Origin of the sequence: Sneathiella sp. (assembly GCF_029233945.1) — a bacterium.
Lineage (GTDB): Bacteria > Pseudomonadota > Alphaproteobacteria > Sneathiellales > Sneathiellaceae > Sneathiella.
In genome coordinates this window covers 1-15,348 of sequence record NZ_JARGOQ010000017.1, presented here as the reverse complement: position 1 = coordinate 15,348, position 15,348 = coordinate 1, and the positions used below count along the sequence as shown (strand labels likewise).

The following is a 15,348-nucleotide window of genomic DNA, read 5'->3' as shown; positions in this document are numbered from 1 at the left end:
TTTCTACTCTATAGGTAAATCAGATTGCTGGTTGCCAGATTGCCCCAACGCCAAGGCGCGAATTGCGGCGGCCAGATATAAAATCAGCTGAATACAAAGAAGCGCGGATATCGTCCCGAGCAAAAAGCGGAATGGCCACAACAGAACGCCTATTTCTTCGCTGCTTTCGCCGATGGCGAGCATATAGGGAATATCGTTCCAGGACTGCCAGCCAATCATGGCGAATGTCAGGAGCCCGCATAGTATTGCCAGAATATCGCCGATGCTTTTAAAGCGAGGAGAGGCCATATCGTAAAGCATTTCCATGCGTACATGAACTTTCTGGATCCAGGCATAGCTAAGACCGAGAACCACCAATACGAATAGCAGCAGGCCGCATACTTCCTGCGCCCAGAAAAGTGGCGCAGAAAATACGTATCGCAGCGTTACATCGAGGCCGATTAAGATGACAATTGCCGGCAGCACGATCAACGCGGCCAAAAGGTGACTAAGAACAGCAAGCCGCACAAGGCCACGTTCCAACAAACTTATACCTGCTATGTTAGGCATGCTGTTCTTCGTTTCCTTTACTTGTTGGGAAATAGTCCTTGAACGGGATTAGTCCGCTGAAGCTCGACAAACTCTTCCCGTGTCATTGCACCATACTTATCCGTTTTTTCGCGCAATGCCTCAACCAGGGCCTTTGCTGGCCGGCCTTCCGCCTCATTGTCATCGATGAATTTAGCCCACATTGGCGCAACTGCATTCTTTACCATCTGGAGATCTTCAGGCGGCAGTTCCACGAACGTCACGCCTTTCTCTTTCATAGCTTCTATTGCAGCATCGGTGTCTTCAGTGACGTAATCGGCATACAGTATGGATGCTTCCCGTCCGGCCTCAAACATGACTTGTTGAAGCTCAGGTGAAAGGTTGGCGAACGTTTTTGGACTGTAACCCCATGCGATACCAACCCGTGTAATCCCAAGTGGGATGTAATATTTACCGATTTCATCGAGCCGGAAAGACAGGATACTCGCCGTATTAAACAACAGCCCATCAACAACGCCCTGCTGAAACGCGGCGTAAACTTCGGGGCTCTTGATGGTAACGGGCGTCGCACCCATCCGCTCGATAATTTCATTCAGAGCAGCACCGCCGCCCCGGATCTTCATACCTTTAAGGTCGGCAATTGATACTATGGGTTTTGTTGTGATCAGGTCATACGTTGCGGTTACCGGATAGAACAGAGGATATACTCCCAACTTTTCCCATTCCGCCGCCAGATACTCAGGGTACAATTCTTCTGTAACACGCACGCCAACATAGGCATTAGGAAACGCCAGGGGCAGGTTCGTGACATGGTTTAAGTCGAAACTACGAGACTGGTAGATCGGATAAGTCGGGGCGATATCGGTGATATCCGTGACAAGCGCCTTGAACCCTTCAGCTGCACCGTGCAGGGTGCCGTTCGCATAAACCTCAACCTTAATTTTACCGTCACTCTTGGATTCAATGAACTCAACCAACGGATCGATAATTCGTTTCTTTTCGGGCGAATTGGTCGCCTGGTGCATCGACAGACGCAATGTAATGGGATCATCGGCCATAGCCGTGACGGCCATCCCTCCCCCCAGCATTAAACTTATTAGCGAAATTGCTATCCGCTTAGCCAGTGATTTTATCATCTCAATCTTGCTCCTATTATTGTGCAACTTATAATTCGGCTCGTTTTTTATTGAATCCAACTTTTCTGCAAATCTGCCATAACTATTGAGAAATATGACTATCCATTCATTATAAACGGAATATTTGGAAGTGGTCATATCCATGTTTATCAGCCATAATATTTAGACAAAATGCTTGATTTTGGTGTCGGATTCGCTCCTTATACTAATATGACTGACTATTCATTCATATTATTTCGTCAGGTGTCAAGTAGTTTTAGATTTTGCCGGAGGAAAACCACGTGACTGCATTGATGCGAGACTGGCGTTATCCTCTTTGCGGCGGCAATACAAAAATTCTATCTCATTTTGATACCGTCAAGGATGGGCAGCGGCGCCCCAGATTAACGGCGCCCGATGGTTTGACGCCCCGTTAGAGGATCGAGCGTTGAGGGAGAAAAAAGCCCGCAAAAACAATCTATGGCACTATAGTTAGAAAAATGACCAATTATGAAAGTGAGACTAGGGATGAGTTTTGATAGAAATTTTTCAGAATTTAAAAAACGAAAAGAAAAAGCTGAAGGAATGGGATCTGCCCGACATCTATCGGAACGAAAGTCTAGGGGTATTCTAAACGCACGCGAACGCATCCGTGAGTTGGTTGAGCCCGATAGTTTTGAAGAGTTTGGCCTTTTTGCGACTAGCATCAATCCGGAAATGCGTAACCGTACGCCGGGCGACGCTGCTGTTTGCGGATTTGGGCGCGTTGACGGTCGTGTAATGGGTATCAATGCTGCTGATTTTTCCACAGCGGCTGCTTCATCAGGAAGAATTCAGATAAAAAATATAATCATATTCGGGATCTTTGTAATAGCAATGGTCATCCGCTGGTAAATCTGATGGAGTGTGGCGGCGGGCGACTTCCAGACGTTATGGGCGCGGCGGGCATAGGTGCCGGTGGGGAGTCAGGATACTATTTTCGTCGGCGTGTTGTTCCAACAGCAGCTGGCGTTTTAGGCCTTACCTATGGTCGCGGTGCGTTCGTGTGCGTCATGTCTGATTTTACGATAATGCGTCGCGACGCGATTTTGGCAGTGTCGAGCCCTAATGTCACTTCTGGCTCAATTGGGGAAGCGGGATCACTAGAGGAGCTCGGCGGTGCGCAAGTCCACGGTAAAATTACCGGTCTTGTCGATAAAATTGTTGATAGCGATCACGAGGCACTAGAAGCAATCAGAAAATTCTTATCTTATCTACCCGATCATAATCGTGTCGCGCCAACGCGCATTTCTGTGCCCTCTGGCGCGGATAAGGCAGCAGTAGAACTGCCAAATTTGATTCCGGATGAACGCCGCAAAACCTATGATATCCGTCTTGCTATTGAAGCGGTAGTCGATCCTGGTAGTTTTTTTGAACTGAAAGGGAGCTTTGCTCGCTCAGCCGTGACGGGATTGGCGCGACTCAACGGCCAGTCTATTGGTGTGATCGCAACCAACCCTAGATACAAGGGCGGCGCACTCGATGCTGGTTCTTGTTCAAAGATCACCAATTTTGTTGTGCTTTGCGATAGCTTCAATATACCCCTCATATTCTTGGCAGATACTCCTGGATTTTTGATCGGAATGGAGGCGGAACGACGTGGAATGGCAGGAAAAATCATGAATTTCCTCGCCGCTGTTGAAGAGGCGACAGTTCCTAAACTGGCACTCGTTCTCAGAAAGAGCTTTGGTCAGGCTTACATCAACATGGGTGGCGGGAAAGCTGATGAAACAGCAGCATGGTTTTCATCGGAAATCAGTTTTATGGATCCCAAAATTGCTGCGAGTGTTATTTTTACTGGGAACGCTGACGACAATGGGAAATCACTTGAACATTTAGCAACAGAATTATCGGCAGATACCACGCCTTATAGTCTCGCGGAACCCTATTTTGCTCATGCAATAATAGACCCAAGAGATACTCGATCTTATTTGATTTCTAGGCTTGCCATTCACAGCCGGTCACTGACAAATGGTGTCGGTGAGCACCGAATGGCAAATTGGCCCCCGGTGTCATTCTAAAAATTCAATCTTGGTTTTTGTCATCTATGGAAGCATACTGGTATCGTCACATTAACTTCGTAGAAAATGATCCAACGCTGGATTAATCTTCTTCGATGAAAAAGATCTCCTATCGGCGCCACCGTTTTCCGCCTTACATTATACAGCATGCAGTTTGGCTTTATGCTCGATTTACGCTGAGCTATCGAGATGTAGAAGATCTATTGGCCGAGCGAGGCCTAGATATTTCATACGAAACAATTCGAAGATGGTTTCTAAAGTTTGACGACCCAATAGCCAGAAATCTGAGATCCAACCGCCCTTCTCCCAACGATATCTGGCATCTGGATGAAATGGTCATTGTTATTCGTGGTAAACGACATTGGCTATGGCGTGCTGTCGACAGCAAAGGTGAAGTCCTGGATTTCCTTATACAACCAGGGCGAAACGCCAAAGCTGCCTTAAAACTGATGAGAAAATTATTGAAGAAGCAGGGTTTCGCGCCAACACAAGTCGTCACAGATAAGCTGAAATCCTATCACAAGGCATTTCGAATCTTAGGCTTAACTGCTGAGCATATCGACTCCAAGCGATCGAACAACCGAGCTGAAAATTCACATCTTCCTGTCAGAGGAAGAGAACGAAAGATGCTGAGATTTAAGTCACCGGGATCCGCCCAAAGATTTCTCAATATCCAATCCGCGACTTACAATAGCTTTTACTTTCAACGTCACTTAATCAGTCGATCTCACCTCAAACATTATCGCGCTGAAGCATTTGGTGCTTGGGTATCTGCAAGCAAAGCTGCCTAAATATCAGCACTAGGGTTTCATTGCGCCTAAAGGAAGTTAATGTAACAACACCCTACCGCTGCCTGAGTATTGTTACTTCGGTTTCTCCGCGCCTACCGTAAGTTAATGTGACAACACCGGAGTATTGCCTTAGAACCAGCCCTGCTTCAGATCAAAAAACTCTTGCATTTCAGGAGGTGTCCATAGATGACAATGCCTAATCAACAAGCAAATGGCCATCAAACAAGTTTCTGCCGACAATGCCTATACTTTACATGAATTCGGTTTGCCTATAACTTCCAATTCAGGGTGAGTTCAGGCTGTTTCTAGTGATCTGCGACCTGCAATCAAATGCATGGCTGCTTCAACTTTCAGATATGGTCAGACGACAATTGACTAAGGGTTTCAAAACATTGTCATAAGCAATGGCATAGTACCACGCTGAATTACATGAACTTTGAGAATTTCATATGAAGAACAAGTATGGCGCTGTTCGAATGGATACATACGAGCGGCTTAAAAAGGCTATTATAACAGGCAAATATGCTCCCGGAGAGCTTGTGCAAATTTCCGAATTTGCAAGAGATCTAGGTGTTAGCCGAACACCTGTACGAGAAGCCCTTAGCGCCATTGAGCGTGACTTCCTTGTGGATCTAATTGACGGGCGTGGTGCCATAATCCGGCCGCTCAATATTGATGAGGTAAGAAACATCAATCAGCTTCGGGAAATCGTTGACGGTCTCGCCGCGAGGCTTTCGGCAAAGCTAATGCCGGGCAATCTCATCGCAGAACTCAAGGAAAAATTCGAAAGCATGCTTGATAACCCGGAAATGGCTGAATCCGAGGCTCACAGCCAGTTGAGTCACGAATTGCACAAAACCATCACAGACTCATGTGGAAACTGGGTTGTGCAAGCTCAGTGGCGGCATCTGGATACGGCCTTTTTAAGGCTTAAGCAAAAAGGCTGGGAAGTCTGGCGCAACTCGGAAGAGAAAAGGGAAATCTCGCTAAGACGCCTGAACGAACACCTGGAAATCCTCGATGCGCTTGAAAAACGGGATCCGGAGCGCGCAGAACGGGCCGCAAGAACACATATCGTTCGCGCAACAGAGGATTTTTTAAAGTTTATGAATAGTCCGTATCAGTAAGCTCTTATCGTCAAACTCTAACTCGCCGCTGCGACCGAGCTCACAATCCGTTCAACGCTGATATCATTTGGCAAAGGGCCCCTGACGGCCCGACGCATGATGGCAATCGACTCTTTTCTTACAGTCAAAGCCTGCATCTCCAAGCCGGCAATGTCATCTTCGAATTGAGCTTCCGGAAGCGCTAAACTTATCTCTAAGGCCTCTCTTGCGGAGATGATGCGGCGGCGCAGGATCATGTCAAAGGCCCTGAAATTCCCGACCAGCTCGGCAAGGCGTGAAGCGATTTTTACTTCGTTCAAGCTTCGTTGCGCCGCGAAACATATTTGGCTAGCATCCGACATCAACCGCCAATCGCATGAAACCGCGATATCGGCACACAGATCCTCAATAAAGCCTGCCACCCTGTATAAGGAGAAATATGGCGCTCTAGATATTAAGTCTTGCATCATATCCGCCTGCATTTGGTTGGCAAAAAAATTTCCTGGCGCCGGTGTTCCTGCCACGAAGTCATCAGGATAATCTCTGCTTAAATTTCCTTGGAATACAACAAACTTTACAGGCCCTTCATACATATCACTCAGCAACTTGCATAAGTCCCTGTTCAAGTTTGCCTGACTTTCAACTGACACTGTGCCCTTGATCGAGATAACGCAGACTTCATCACGGACGAACTCATGCTCTATCAAATTGTGGAGCTGCTTACTTTTATCCACTTCAGATACCTCGCCCACTATTGATCTATTTCGAGGATAGGCGTGAGGGAGCCGGAGCAGCAGATCATGATACTCTCTCCGGACTCTTTTTCTTCTTCGGTCAGATAAAGATCCTGATGATCCGGTTCGCCAGAAATCACACGCGTCTGACATTCGCCGCAGAGACCGGACTCACATGAATATGCCGGATCAAGGCCTGCATCACGAAGAACCTGCAGAATTGTTTGCCCTTCCTTAACCTCCAATTCCATATTGCTTTTGACGGCCTTCAATATGAAACCACCTTGAACAGCAATCTCACCATCCGCCTGGAAGCGCTCTGTATGCACGCGGGACACATCTAAAGGCGCGCATACTTCGTCAAAAACCTCCAGCATTTCCAATGGGCCGCAGCAGTATAAATCGGCATCATCTGGTGCATTTGCGATAATCGCTCTAACATCACACATATCACGCATGGTTTCGTTGCTATAGCTAATATTGATATTCCTTGTGCGGCCCAAGGCCTCCAATTCCGTTAGCAACGCCGCCTTTTCGCGGGAGCGCGCTCTGTAATGCAGCTCCCATTTCTTGCCCAGAACCTCCAACCTCTGGATCATGCTCCAGATCGGAGTAATTCCGATCCCTCCGGCAATAAGCACCGACATGTTCGCGTCTTCATTCAATGGAAAGGCGTTTACAGGTTCACTGCATTGCAATTTTTGTCCAACCCGTGCTGTTTCATGCAGATAGCGCGATCCACCCCGTCCGTGCTCATCCTTATGTACAGCGATCAAGTACCGATGCCGCTCACTGGCATCATTAATCAAGGAATAGGACCGGGTTAGCTTGTCATTCAGCTTCAGATTAATATGTGACCCGGAGGTGAATGCTGGCAAATCCCCGCCATCAGGTAACCGTAGTTCAATTCGAAGAATATCCACTGCTTCAAACGTCATAGAATATATGAACACGTCCCGCATGGTGATTGACATCTATTGCTCTCTAAATCTCTGTTTGTTTATTGGTTCTTGCAAGTAGCTGAATTGCATAAGCTTACTTCATCATTTCAGACGGAAGCCATGTAGCTATAGCCGGGAAATAAATTATCAGACCCAAAGTCATTAACTCGATAATTATAAAAGGGATAACCCCGGTCATTATCACTTTAGAGGATATTCTTTTCTCCGACGCTCCCATCACCGCAAACAGATTCAAACCAACCGGTGGCGTGATGGCGGCAATCTCTATGAGCTTCACCACGAGGATGCCAAACCAGATTTCATTAATGCCCAGGCTGAGCGCAATTGGAAACAGGAAGGGAATTGTAACCAGCAGGATCGAAAGCGTATCGAGGAACATTCCAAGCAAAAGATACAGAAGGGATAGAGCAATAAGAAATTGTGTTTGCGATAGCTGCCATGTCGAGACAAGACCTGTTATCTCGTGAATAAAGCCCCCAAATGTCAGAAAGCGTGAAAAGAACAGGCCTCCGATGACGATAAAGAATAATGTCGCAGTTGAACCGGCCGATGACCGCACAACCATCCATAATTTTTCAAAATTCATTTTCCGACGGGCCACTGCAATCAGCAAAGCACCGGCCGCACCGACAGCCCCTGCGGAAGACGGAAACATCACCCCGGTATAAATACCGCCAAGCACAATGAACATAAGCAAGAGAGCTGGGCCAATACTCAACATTGCCTTAAACATAGACACCTGCGGAATATCCGGAACACCCGATGGGACAAGAGATGGCTTGAGGCGAACAAAAACGGCAATGCCCAGAATATACATCACGGCTGTTAAAATACCCGGCACAATCCCCGCAATCAGCAAGGCACCAATAGAGGCTTCCGTCAAAAGACCAACAATGACCAGACTGATGGAAGGAGGGATCAACGCGGCGAATGTTCCAGCCGCCGCAATGCAGCCTGCACTGATGCCAAGGTCATAGCCGAACTTCTTCATTTCCGGTAAAGCAATACGTGTAAACACACTTGCATTGACGATGGTCGAACCTGAGATAGCCGCGAAAATAGCAGAGGCAACGACCGTCGCCATAAGTAGTCCGCCCCGTACCCGGGCCAGTAACCTGTTTGCAAATGAATAAAGTTCCGTCGTTATATCCGCGGTGGAGGCCAGCGCTCCCATCAACAGGAACATCGGGATAACGGCAAACGAATAATTGCTCATCACGGCATAAGGGAGCATTTTGATCGTCGTTCCCAGAAAGCTCACACCCCCGACATACCACATCCCTACGATGCCGACTGTCATAAGAGCATAGGCAACCGGAATTCCTGCGGCGCCGATTGCTAGGACAGATACAATACCCGCAATGCCCAGAAAAATTGGTTCTGTCATAGTCAGTCTTTCATTGACTGCGAGGGGATATCAAGCCGCCCATTCAGCTTGTGTGGTCGTCCAAGGCACGTCATAACCAACTGCCGAAAGGATTCAAGGGCGGCAATGCTAAAGCCGATTGCGAAAAGAATTTTCCAGGGATAAATGGGAAAGCTGTGAAGTGTTATGGCTGATTCACGTTCCATAGTGCTGGCAATCGATAAATCCCACGCGCCATATGCTAGTAATGTTGTACAGGCGGTGCCGAGAAAGAGGCCTATAATCTCCACCCCTCTTTTCGTTCTAATTGGAAAATTTTCTGAAACAATATCCACTTTCACGTGGCTCTGTTCATAATGTGCGTAGACAATAGCCATGGCAATGCAAACGGCTAAGGCAATTTCCACAATTTCATTTGAGCCGGAAAACGGTGTCCCCAAAAGCAAATATGCAAGAACATCGGCGGTACTTATGGATAGCATTAAAAACATGCACACTCCCGATATCGAAAGCGCTATCCATAAAAAATTACTGTAAAATTTTCTCATTTATTATGTCCACTCATTTGCTGGCGGAGAAAATCCGGGAGGAGATTTTACAACGCCAGCAGCATGTTGGTTTTCTCGATCAAGCTGACCTATGAAACCTCAGTTCAGTTCCGTAGAGCGTTTCTTCACATAATCGCCAATTCGCTGAGCAACATCATAACGATCGGTTCCCTTTTGCTGCTCAACCCAGATATCGATGAAATCCGGTAATTTTTCTGCGAGCTTCTTCTGCTCTTCCGCCGGGAATTCGACTAGAGTCACGCCCAGTTCCTCCAAGGTTTTCTGCGCTTTTGTCTCTTCAGCTTCCGCGACTTCAACGCTCCGCTGCTCCGCCTCTTGCGCGACCTCAATAAAGAGTTTTCTCATGCTTTCCGGCCACTGGTTAAAGAACATGTCATAGTTCACGACAATCGGCCAGGTCGCCCCCGCGCCGAAACTTGCCTTACTGACATATTTTGCCTGTTCGTGCATTTTCTGGCTAAGAATGGCTGAATAAGTATAGAAGACACAATCCAATCTGCCACGCTGTAGGCCCTCATAGATTTCTGCTGGAAGCACCGTCACACCAACAGCATCAACGGCCTCCCATACTTTGGGATGATAGGCACTGAACTGTCGGATCTTTTTACCCTTGAGATCATCGACAGTGGCGACTGGCTCTGTACAGGCTACCCGGAAATTCGGAACAGCGTTAAAGTAAAGTGGCCAAACACCAAGCGCTTTCCATTCCTCCCGCACTTCCGGAAACTTCTCAAAAACTTCTCGCGTGAGAATTGATGCCTGCTTTGAACTTCCAAAAGTCAAAGTCCCGAGTAAGGAATTCGGCATCGTATTTAGAGGAAGTGTCGCAGGATAATAACCTTGGGCGTCCGCACCTGCTGGAACCGCTCCGCTACCGACAGCATCAAAAACCTGTTTTGGGCCAACAAGGGACCCATTCCAGAATATCTGGGATGTAATCTTTCCATCACTGCGTCGCTCAAGTTCACTGAAGAACCATTTATCGACCTGCTCTGACCAGACATATGTTTCCGGTAGAGCATGCGCCACCTTCATCTTGGTCTCCGGATAGCTTTCTGCCAAAGATACCGGTGACATCATCATCGAGATGGCCACAGCCCCTGCAACGAAACCTAGCTTTGTTATTCCTTTGTTTTTCATAATGATCTCCCAACCCTGTTTTTAGATGTTGCGCCAGTTTGTTCGCGATTGAGCATTTCCGGCGTTAATTAAGAACCTTCGGACAAAGAAAAGTCTGCCACTATCAAATCGGTTCAGATGGTTCGTTTTGGTATGATTATGGATAAATTTTGACCTGCCTCTAAGTCGGCCAAATATTTCCTTCTAGAGTTCCTTTTTGTATAAATCGTCGAGAACTTTTCTGCCGCGAGCGAGCGCCATGTCGGATTTCAATAGAACTTCGCGATATTCTCCATCAGGCAGCTCGCACATTTCCTGTTGCTTTTCGATTGCCCAGATATCTTCAGCGAACACATCCTTGAAAAGTTCTTTCGCCCGATCGACCGCGCGGACAGATGGATCTCTGCCACTCATCTGCCCCTTTGGCATATTGACGACGTAGGTATACTTGTGAGACTTCCGATCAATTGGCGTCAGAAAGTGATAATTCTTGAGACATTTCGGATCCTTGTTTTCCTTACGCCCGCCAGCTGGCCAAAGTGTACGGCCCGCGATGATCGTGCCCGGCCCCACCATTGTTTGAATACTGTAACTATCAGCCTGCTGATGGGTGAGAAGATCTGCGAAGTCGTCAGACTGCGGATAGTTATCAGCCTGGCGCGTAACTGTTACGCTATCGCAGCCATTCGTCTCTCCGGTTGTGAGATCGAACTCAATAACACTATCAGCAGCTTGACCAATTGTATTTCCATGTAGCGGATAGAAATGCGTGATATCGAGCCCGTTTTCAATCATCAGAACCGAGTTGCCCTTGATATGAAGCTCTCCAATTATATGTTCCCAATCCGGGGAAACGATCTCAGGTGTCGCGGGGGGTCTGACATTGCCAATTTTCTCGGCATCGCCAGGCCAGACCCACACGACACCATCCTGCTCTATAACTTTATAGGACAGGAGACGCGCCCGCTTTGGAATTGGTGCCCCGGGCGCAGAAGGAATTTTCACACATTGTCCCTCGGAATTAAAAGCAAGGCCATGATAGGGACATTCGACAACACCGCCCTCAAGAAAACGCCCTGCAGAGATTGGCATACGCTTGTGACAGCAGCGATCGTCAAATCCGACAACTTCGCCTTCCGCTGTTCGCCAGAATACAAGTACCTTTTCGCAAACGACATGTCGCTTGAGCTCTTCTGTTTCAAATTCGTCTGAAAAACCCACTTTGTACCAAGCGTTCAGGATCATAATATCCACCGCTTTTGGCTCGCTACTGCTCATTGGAAATGCCTCCTCCTTTGGCTTTTTTTGCTCTCGAGTCCTAACTAGATGCACTCAAAGCATGTTCGGTAAAAATATCGGAACCGAACGCTCGATTGGCCACTTGTCGCACGGACTGCTTTAATGATGTCACCGCTTCCTTGGGCGTCTCTTCAAGAACAACTTCCAGCTCGGCTGTGAACTTCTCAATTGCATCCATCTCAATTACATTTGTCACCATGCCCAATTTAAACGCTTCGTGTGCGCCGACACGCCTCGCCTGCAAGATTAGTTTCATTGCCTGATCCGGGCCAATTCGCTGTGACAATCTGCTGTTCCCAAGCGATACACCAATTAAATTAAACCCCGGAAACGCCATTGATGCATCTGCCGTTGCACAGCGATAATCACATGCAACTACCATATCTGCTCCACCACCCACTGCCGCGCCATGTATGTGCGCCAAGGTAACGCATGGAGCCCCGGCCAGGATTTGCAGCATCGATTCAATTTCAACACCCAGCAAACCTCTGCTGGCAGCGCTTTTAAACGCCTCAGGATCCCGGTCGAACCCGGAACAAAAATGTTTTCCTTCACCTCGAATAATCAAGAGCTTTGTCTGATCGGAATAGCATTTGACAATTTCTTCTGTTAGTCGCCGAACCAACTCACTATTCATGGCATTTGCCTTGTCTGGCCGATTTAGAAAGAGGGTTTTCGTATATTTACCGCGCATTTCAACTTTCAAGATGTCTACGAACAACTTGCTCATTGATTTGCCCCATCGATCCATTCGGCATCCACCTCATCATTGTGAGTACCAGAATCTGCGGGATGATGAAAAACCTTGAAATCATAGCCACTTAAAGCAACCGGATTTCCAACGGTCGGCACATGCCCGCCATCAGGCAATTCCATTTGATGTAACAAGCCTGTCTCTTTGACATGCTCTGAGCCCAGCGCCTCTGAATAGTTGTTGATTGCTGCCGCAGGTACAGCCGCCGCATCAAACTTCTGCGTCCAAACCGAGGCAGGGCTGTTGGAGAATACCTTTGCAAGTATCTCTTCAAGCTCTACCTGGTTGTCGGCCCTGGCACCCGGAGTAAAAAACCTCGGGTCATTCACCAGTTCCGGTGCCTCTATCACGTCACAAACCTTGTGCCAGAGACGGTCGCTCCCCGCAGCGAGAATAAACCATTTTCCATCGGATCCGAGGTACGCTTGATAGGGTGCCGCCTTGGGGTGCCGGGACCCGAGCCGTTTCGGCACGGTACCGCTCCCCCAAAATTCGCTTGTTTGCAGATTTGCCAGCGAGAGCATGCAGGAAAACATGGACACATCAAGATAACCCGGCTTGCCTGTTTTCTCAGCCCTGCGCAACGCAGTAACACAAGACAAAGCAGCAAAAACCCCCGTCCCATAGTCAGCAAGCGCAACTCCACATTTCGCTGGCGCCCCCTGCTCTTCTCCGGTCACACTCATAATGCCACTGGCCGCCTGAATGGCAACATCGAACGCCCCTCGATCCCTGTAGGGCCCTGCCTGCCCATAACCGGTAACAGAACAATAGACAATGTCCGGGTTGATTTTAACCACATCTTCAAAACCAAGCCCCAGGCCATTAAGAACACCTGGTCGGAAATTCTCCAATATGATATCGGCACTCTTACACAGGTTTATTGCTCTTGTCAGACCCGCCGGATCCTTCAGATTTATTTCAATACAGCGCTTATTGCGGTTAAGCGTTGCGAAATTCATCCCGTATGTCCCATCGTCATCCTTACCCACAAGCGGCGGCCAATGCCGCATCGGCTCTCCGTCAAGGGGCTCAACCTTGACGACATCCGCACCCCAGTCCGCGAGCAGCATCGTCGCATAAGGACCAGCGGCATAATGCCCGAACTCCAGCACTCGAACACCTGCCAATGGCGCGTCTGCGCCCTGCTGCGACTGGGTAGATTTTTGCTTGTGATAGTTCACTAGTCCCTCATATTCGACAGTTTGGTAATACGTATTTTCTTAGTGAATTTATGTTAAATACAGTTTGTATTGATGTCAAGTTCTATTCTGATCGATGCATGAATTCATACAGCCAATCACATTTTTTAACGCACTATCAGATTAATCTGGCCTCGCCTGTGTATGGAGAAAATGGAGTTCTGTCAGACTAATGCGACGTAGTCTCTGTATGGCGTGAAATGGGCTAACGGTGCTCCTACTAGGTGTTGTCATCTATGGACGCCTCCTGAAATGCAAGAGTTTTTTGATCTGAGGCAGTATGGGTTTGCAGTCATCTATCCGGCCTGTTTATGCGGTGTTGTTGACCGCTGGCCCTGATGGAGTCCGATGGATCGACGCCCTGTCACATTATCGGGCTTTGGGCACGGACAACACCTCGGGTTTGATCAATCCCGGTTTCCCTGTTTTGCCATCATATCATCATCACCCTCGCACTATAGTTTGATCCGCCGCCTGGCTTATGCGACGGGACGGAATGTCTCGCCCCGGCTCAGCATCGCCCAGACAACCCGTGCCGTTTTATTGGCCATGGCCACCAGAACCACATTGACGGGCCGGCGGGCCAGCAGCGCTTCCAGCCAGGCCGACCGTTTATCTTTCCTATGCCGCGACCAGAGCAGGACGCTTCGTGCTCCATGAACCAGCAGCTTCCTCAAGTAACCGTCTCCGTGTTTTGATATACGCCCAAGCCGCTCCTTGCCGCCGCTGGAATACTGTCGTGGAACCAGCCCGAGCCAGGCGGCCAGCTGGCGGCCGGAGTGGAATTGTGAAGCATCGCCAATCGTCGCAACAAGGGCTGTGGCCGTGATCACCCCGACACCGGGGATTGTTTCCAGTCGGCGGCTCGCGTCACTGGTGCGATGCCAGACCATCAGCCTCTTCTCAAGAATGCCGATTTGAGCTTGAACTGCTTTCACCTGTTCAACGAGAGAGCCAAGAGCTTCGCGGGCCAAAGAGGGCAGTTGCGGGTCATTTGGATCTTCAATCACCACAATCAAGTCATTGACACGGGAGGCGCCCTGAGGCGCGACAACGCCGAACTCGCCACAGTGACCTCTCAAGGCATTGACCAGCATCGTCTTCTGGCGCACCAGAAGCTCCCGTGCCCGATGCAGCATCAAGACGGATTGCTGCTCGGTGCTCTTGACCGGGGCAAAGCGCATCGTCGGGCGCAGGAGTGCCTCACAGATCGCCTCCGCATCACAGGCATCGTTCTTGTTGGTCTTTACAAACGGTTTCACATATTGCGGCGGGATCAGTTGTACATCATGACCAAGCGCCTGGAGCTCACGCGCCCAGTAATGCGCACTGCCGCAGGCCTCCATCCCGATCCGGCACGCGGGCAATCCGGCGAAGAACCCCAATACATGGCCCCGGCGCAGCTTCTTGCGCAGCACCGGCCTGCCATCCTTATCGGCACCGTGAACCTGAAACACAGTCTTTGCCAGATCCAGCCCAATTGTCGTAATATCTGTCATGGTCGCCTCCTGTTGATGAAGTTCTGCAACTTCCATTATGGCGCAAATAACGCCGGAACAGGAGGCGTCCATCCCATCACATTAACTTAGTGGGAATGAGACAGGGATTGGATTAACATCAATCAATGCAAAATCTCTCATATTCTCGGCACCGATTCCCACCTTACATCATTCAGCATGCAGTTTGGGTTTATGCTCGATTTACGCTGAGCTATCGGGATGTTGAAGATCTTCTTGCAGAACG

Annotated in this window: 13 protein-coding genes and 2 pseudogenes; 4 read left to right on the top strand and 11 right to left on the bottom strand. The window is 48.7% G+C overall.

Annotated elements, in window-relative coordinates:
• Positions 1 to 3: 3 nt before the first annotated feature.
• Together P1U71_RS07545 and P1U71_RS07540 are read right to left on the bottom strand one after the other, a co-directional pair.
• Complete coding sequence (locus tag P1U71_RS07545; protein ID WP_301104958.1) at positions 4 to 549, bottom strand: TRAP transporter small permease subunit; 546 nt, start codon at positions 547 to 549, stop codon at positions 4 to 6.
• 17 nt (positions 550 to 566) lie between these two features.
• A complete protein-coding gene (locus P1U71_RS07540) occupies positions 567 to 1,808 on the bottom strand; it encodes a TRAP transporter substrate-binding protein (RefSeq protein ID WP_301104957.1) in 1,242 nt (413 codons plus the stop codon).
• A gap of 345 nt (positions 1,809 to 2,153) precedes the next feature.
• Here P1U71_RS07540 and P1U71_RS07530 point away from each other — a divergent pair.
• The 3 genes and pseudogenes from P1U71_RS07530 (at position 2,154) to P1U71_RS07520 (ending at position 5,621) form a co-directional block, all read left to right on the top strand.
• Positions 2,154 to 3,703 (top strand): annotated as a pseudogene (locus P1U71_RS07530) (acyl-CoA carboxylase subunit beta).
• Positions 3,704 to 3,798: 95 nt separating this feature from the next.
• A complete protein-coding gene (locus P1U71_RS07525) occupies positions 3,799 to 4,494 on the top strand; it encodes an IS6 family transposase (RefSeq protein ID WP_301104954.1) in 696 nt (231 codons plus the stop codon).
• Positions 4,495 to 4,943: 449 nt separating this feature from the next.
• Positions 4,944 to 5,621, top strand: coding sequence for a GntR family transcriptional regulator (locus P1U71_RS07520; protein ID WP_301104953.1), 678 nt, complete (start codon positions 4,944 to 4,946; stop codon positions 5,619 to 5,621).
• 17 nt (positions 5,622 to 5,638) lie between these two features.
• Here P1U71_RS07520 and P1U71_RS07515 read toward each other — a convergent pair whose 3' ends face one another.
• The 9 genes from P1U71_RS07515 to P1U71_RS07475 all read right to left on the bottom strand — a co-directional run bounded on the left by P1U71_RS07515 (position 5,639) and on the right by P1U71_RS07475 (position 15,104).
• Positions 5,639 to 6,334 carry a hypothetical protein gene (locus tag P1U71_RS07515; protein WP_301104952.1) on the bottom strand — a complete coding sequence of 232 codons (696 nt, stop codon included), beginning with the start codon at positions 6,332 to 6,334 and terminating at the stop codon, positions 5,639 to 5,641.
• Positions 6,335 to 6,351: 17 nt separating this feature from the next.
• Entirely contained in the window at positions 6,352 to 7,272 is a 921-nt protein-coding gene (locus P1U71_RS07510) for a PDR/VanB family oxidoreductase (protein WP_301104951.1), read from the bottom strand.
• A 97-nt stretch (positions 7,273 to 7,369) separates the two neighbouring features.
• Positions 7,370 to 8,683 carry a TRAP transporter large permease gene (locus P1U71_RS07505; protein WP_301104950.1) on the bottom strand — a complete coding sequence of 438 codons (1,314 nt, stop codon included), beginning with the start codon at positions 8,681 to 8,683 and terminating at the stop codon, positions 7,370 to 7,372.
• 2 nt (positions 8,684 to 8,685) lie between these two features.
• Positions 8,686 to 9,153: a TRAP transporter small permease gene (locus P1U71_RS07500; RefSeq protein ID WP_301104949.1), complete on the bottom strand. Its 468-nt coding sequence runs from the start codon at positions 9,151 to 9,153 to the stop codon at positions 8,686 to 8,688.
• A gap of 156 nt (positions 9,154 to 9,309) precedes the next feature.
• A complete protein-coding gene (locus tag P1U71_RS07495) occupies positions 9,310 to 10,371 on the bottom strand; it encodes a C4-dicarboxylate TRAP transporter substrate-binding protein (RefSeq protein ID WP_301104948.1) in 1,062 nt (353 codons plus the stop codon).
• A gap of 183 nt (positions 10,372 to 10,554) precedes the next feature.
• A complete protein-coding gene (locus P1U71_RS07490; RefSeq protein ID WP_301105004.1) occupies positions 10,555 to 11,595 on the bottom strand; it encodes an aromatic ring-hydroxylating dioxygenase subunit alpha in 1,041 nt (346 codons plus the stop codon).
• A gap of 73 nt (positions 11,596 to 11,668) precedes the next feature.
• Entirely contained in the window at positions 11,669 to 12,379 is a 711-nt protein-coding gene (locus tag P1U71_RS07485; RefSeq protein ID WP_301104947.1) for an enoyl-CoA hydratase/isomerase family protein, read from the bottom strand.
• Positions 12,376 to 13,587 (bottom strand): CaiB/BaiF CoA-transferase family protein, encoded by a 1,212-nt coding sequence (locus P1U71_RS07480; RefSeq protein WP_301104946.1) that lies wholly within the window; start codon positions 13,585 to 13,587, stop codon positions 12,376 to 12,378. Before P1U71_RS07480 ends, P1U71_RS07485 begins: the two co-directional genes overlap by 4 nt.
• Before the next feature lie 497 nt (positions 13,588 to 14,084).
• Positions 14,085 to 15,104, bottom strand: a complete 1,020-nt coding sequence (locus P1U71_RS07475; protein WP_301104945.1) for an IS110 family transposase — start codon at positions 15,102 to 15,104, stop codon at positions 14,085 to 14,087.
• A gap of 125 nt (positions 15,105 to 15,229) precedes the next feature.
• Here P1U71_RS07475 and P1U71_RS07470 point away from each other — a divergent pair.
• Positions 15,230 to 15,348: pseudogene (locus tag P1U71_RS07470) on the top strand (IS6 family transposase); the annotation flags it as partial.

Bases quoted from the DNA above. Each gene is read 5' to 3' on its own strand.
- P1U71_RS07545 (WP_301104958.1), bottom strand. From the start codon at position 549: ATGCCTAACATAGCAGGTATAAGTTTGTTGGAACGTGGCCTTGTGCGG.
- P1U71_RS07540 (WP_301104957.1), bottom strand. From the start codon at position 1,808: ATGGATATGACCACTTCCAAATATTCCGTTTATAATGAATGGATAGTC.
- P1U71_RS07525 (WP_301104954.1), top strand. From the start codon at position 3,799: ATGAAAAAGATCTCCTATCGGCGCCACCGTTTTCCGCCTTACATTATA.
- P1U71_RS07520 (WP_301104953.1), top strand. From the start codon at position 4,944: ATGAAGAACAAGTATGGCGCTGTTCGAATGGATACATACGAGCGGCTT.
- P1U71_RS07510 (WP_301104951.1), bottom strand. From the start codon at position 7,272: ATGACGTTTGAAGCAGTGGATATTCTTCGAATTGAACTACGGTTACCT.
- P1U71_RS07505 (WP_301104950.1), bottom strand. From the start codon at position 8,683: ATGACAGAACCAATTTTTCTGGGCATTGCGGGTATTGTATCTGTCCTA.
- P1U71_RS07500 (WP_301104949.1), bottom strand. From the start codon at position 9,153: ATGTTTTTAATGCTATCCATAAGTACCGCCGATGTTCTTGCATATTTG.
- P1U71_RS07495 (WP_301104948.1), bottom strand. From the start codon at position 10,371: ATGAAAAACAAAGGAATAACAAAGCTAGGTTTCGTTGCAGGGGCTGTG.
- P1U71_RS07490 (WP_301105004.1), bottom strand. From the start codon at position 11,595: ATGATCCTGAACGCTTGGTACAAAGTGGGTTTTTCAGACGAATTTGAA.
- P1U71_RS07485 (WP_301104947.1), bottom strand. From the start codon at position 12,379: ATGAGCAAGTTGTTCGTAGACATCTTGAAAGTTGAAATGCGCGGTAAA.
- P1U71_RS07475 (WP_301104945.1), bottom strand. From the start codon at position 15,104: ATGACAGATATTACGACAATTGGGCTGGATCTGGCAAAGACTGTGTTT.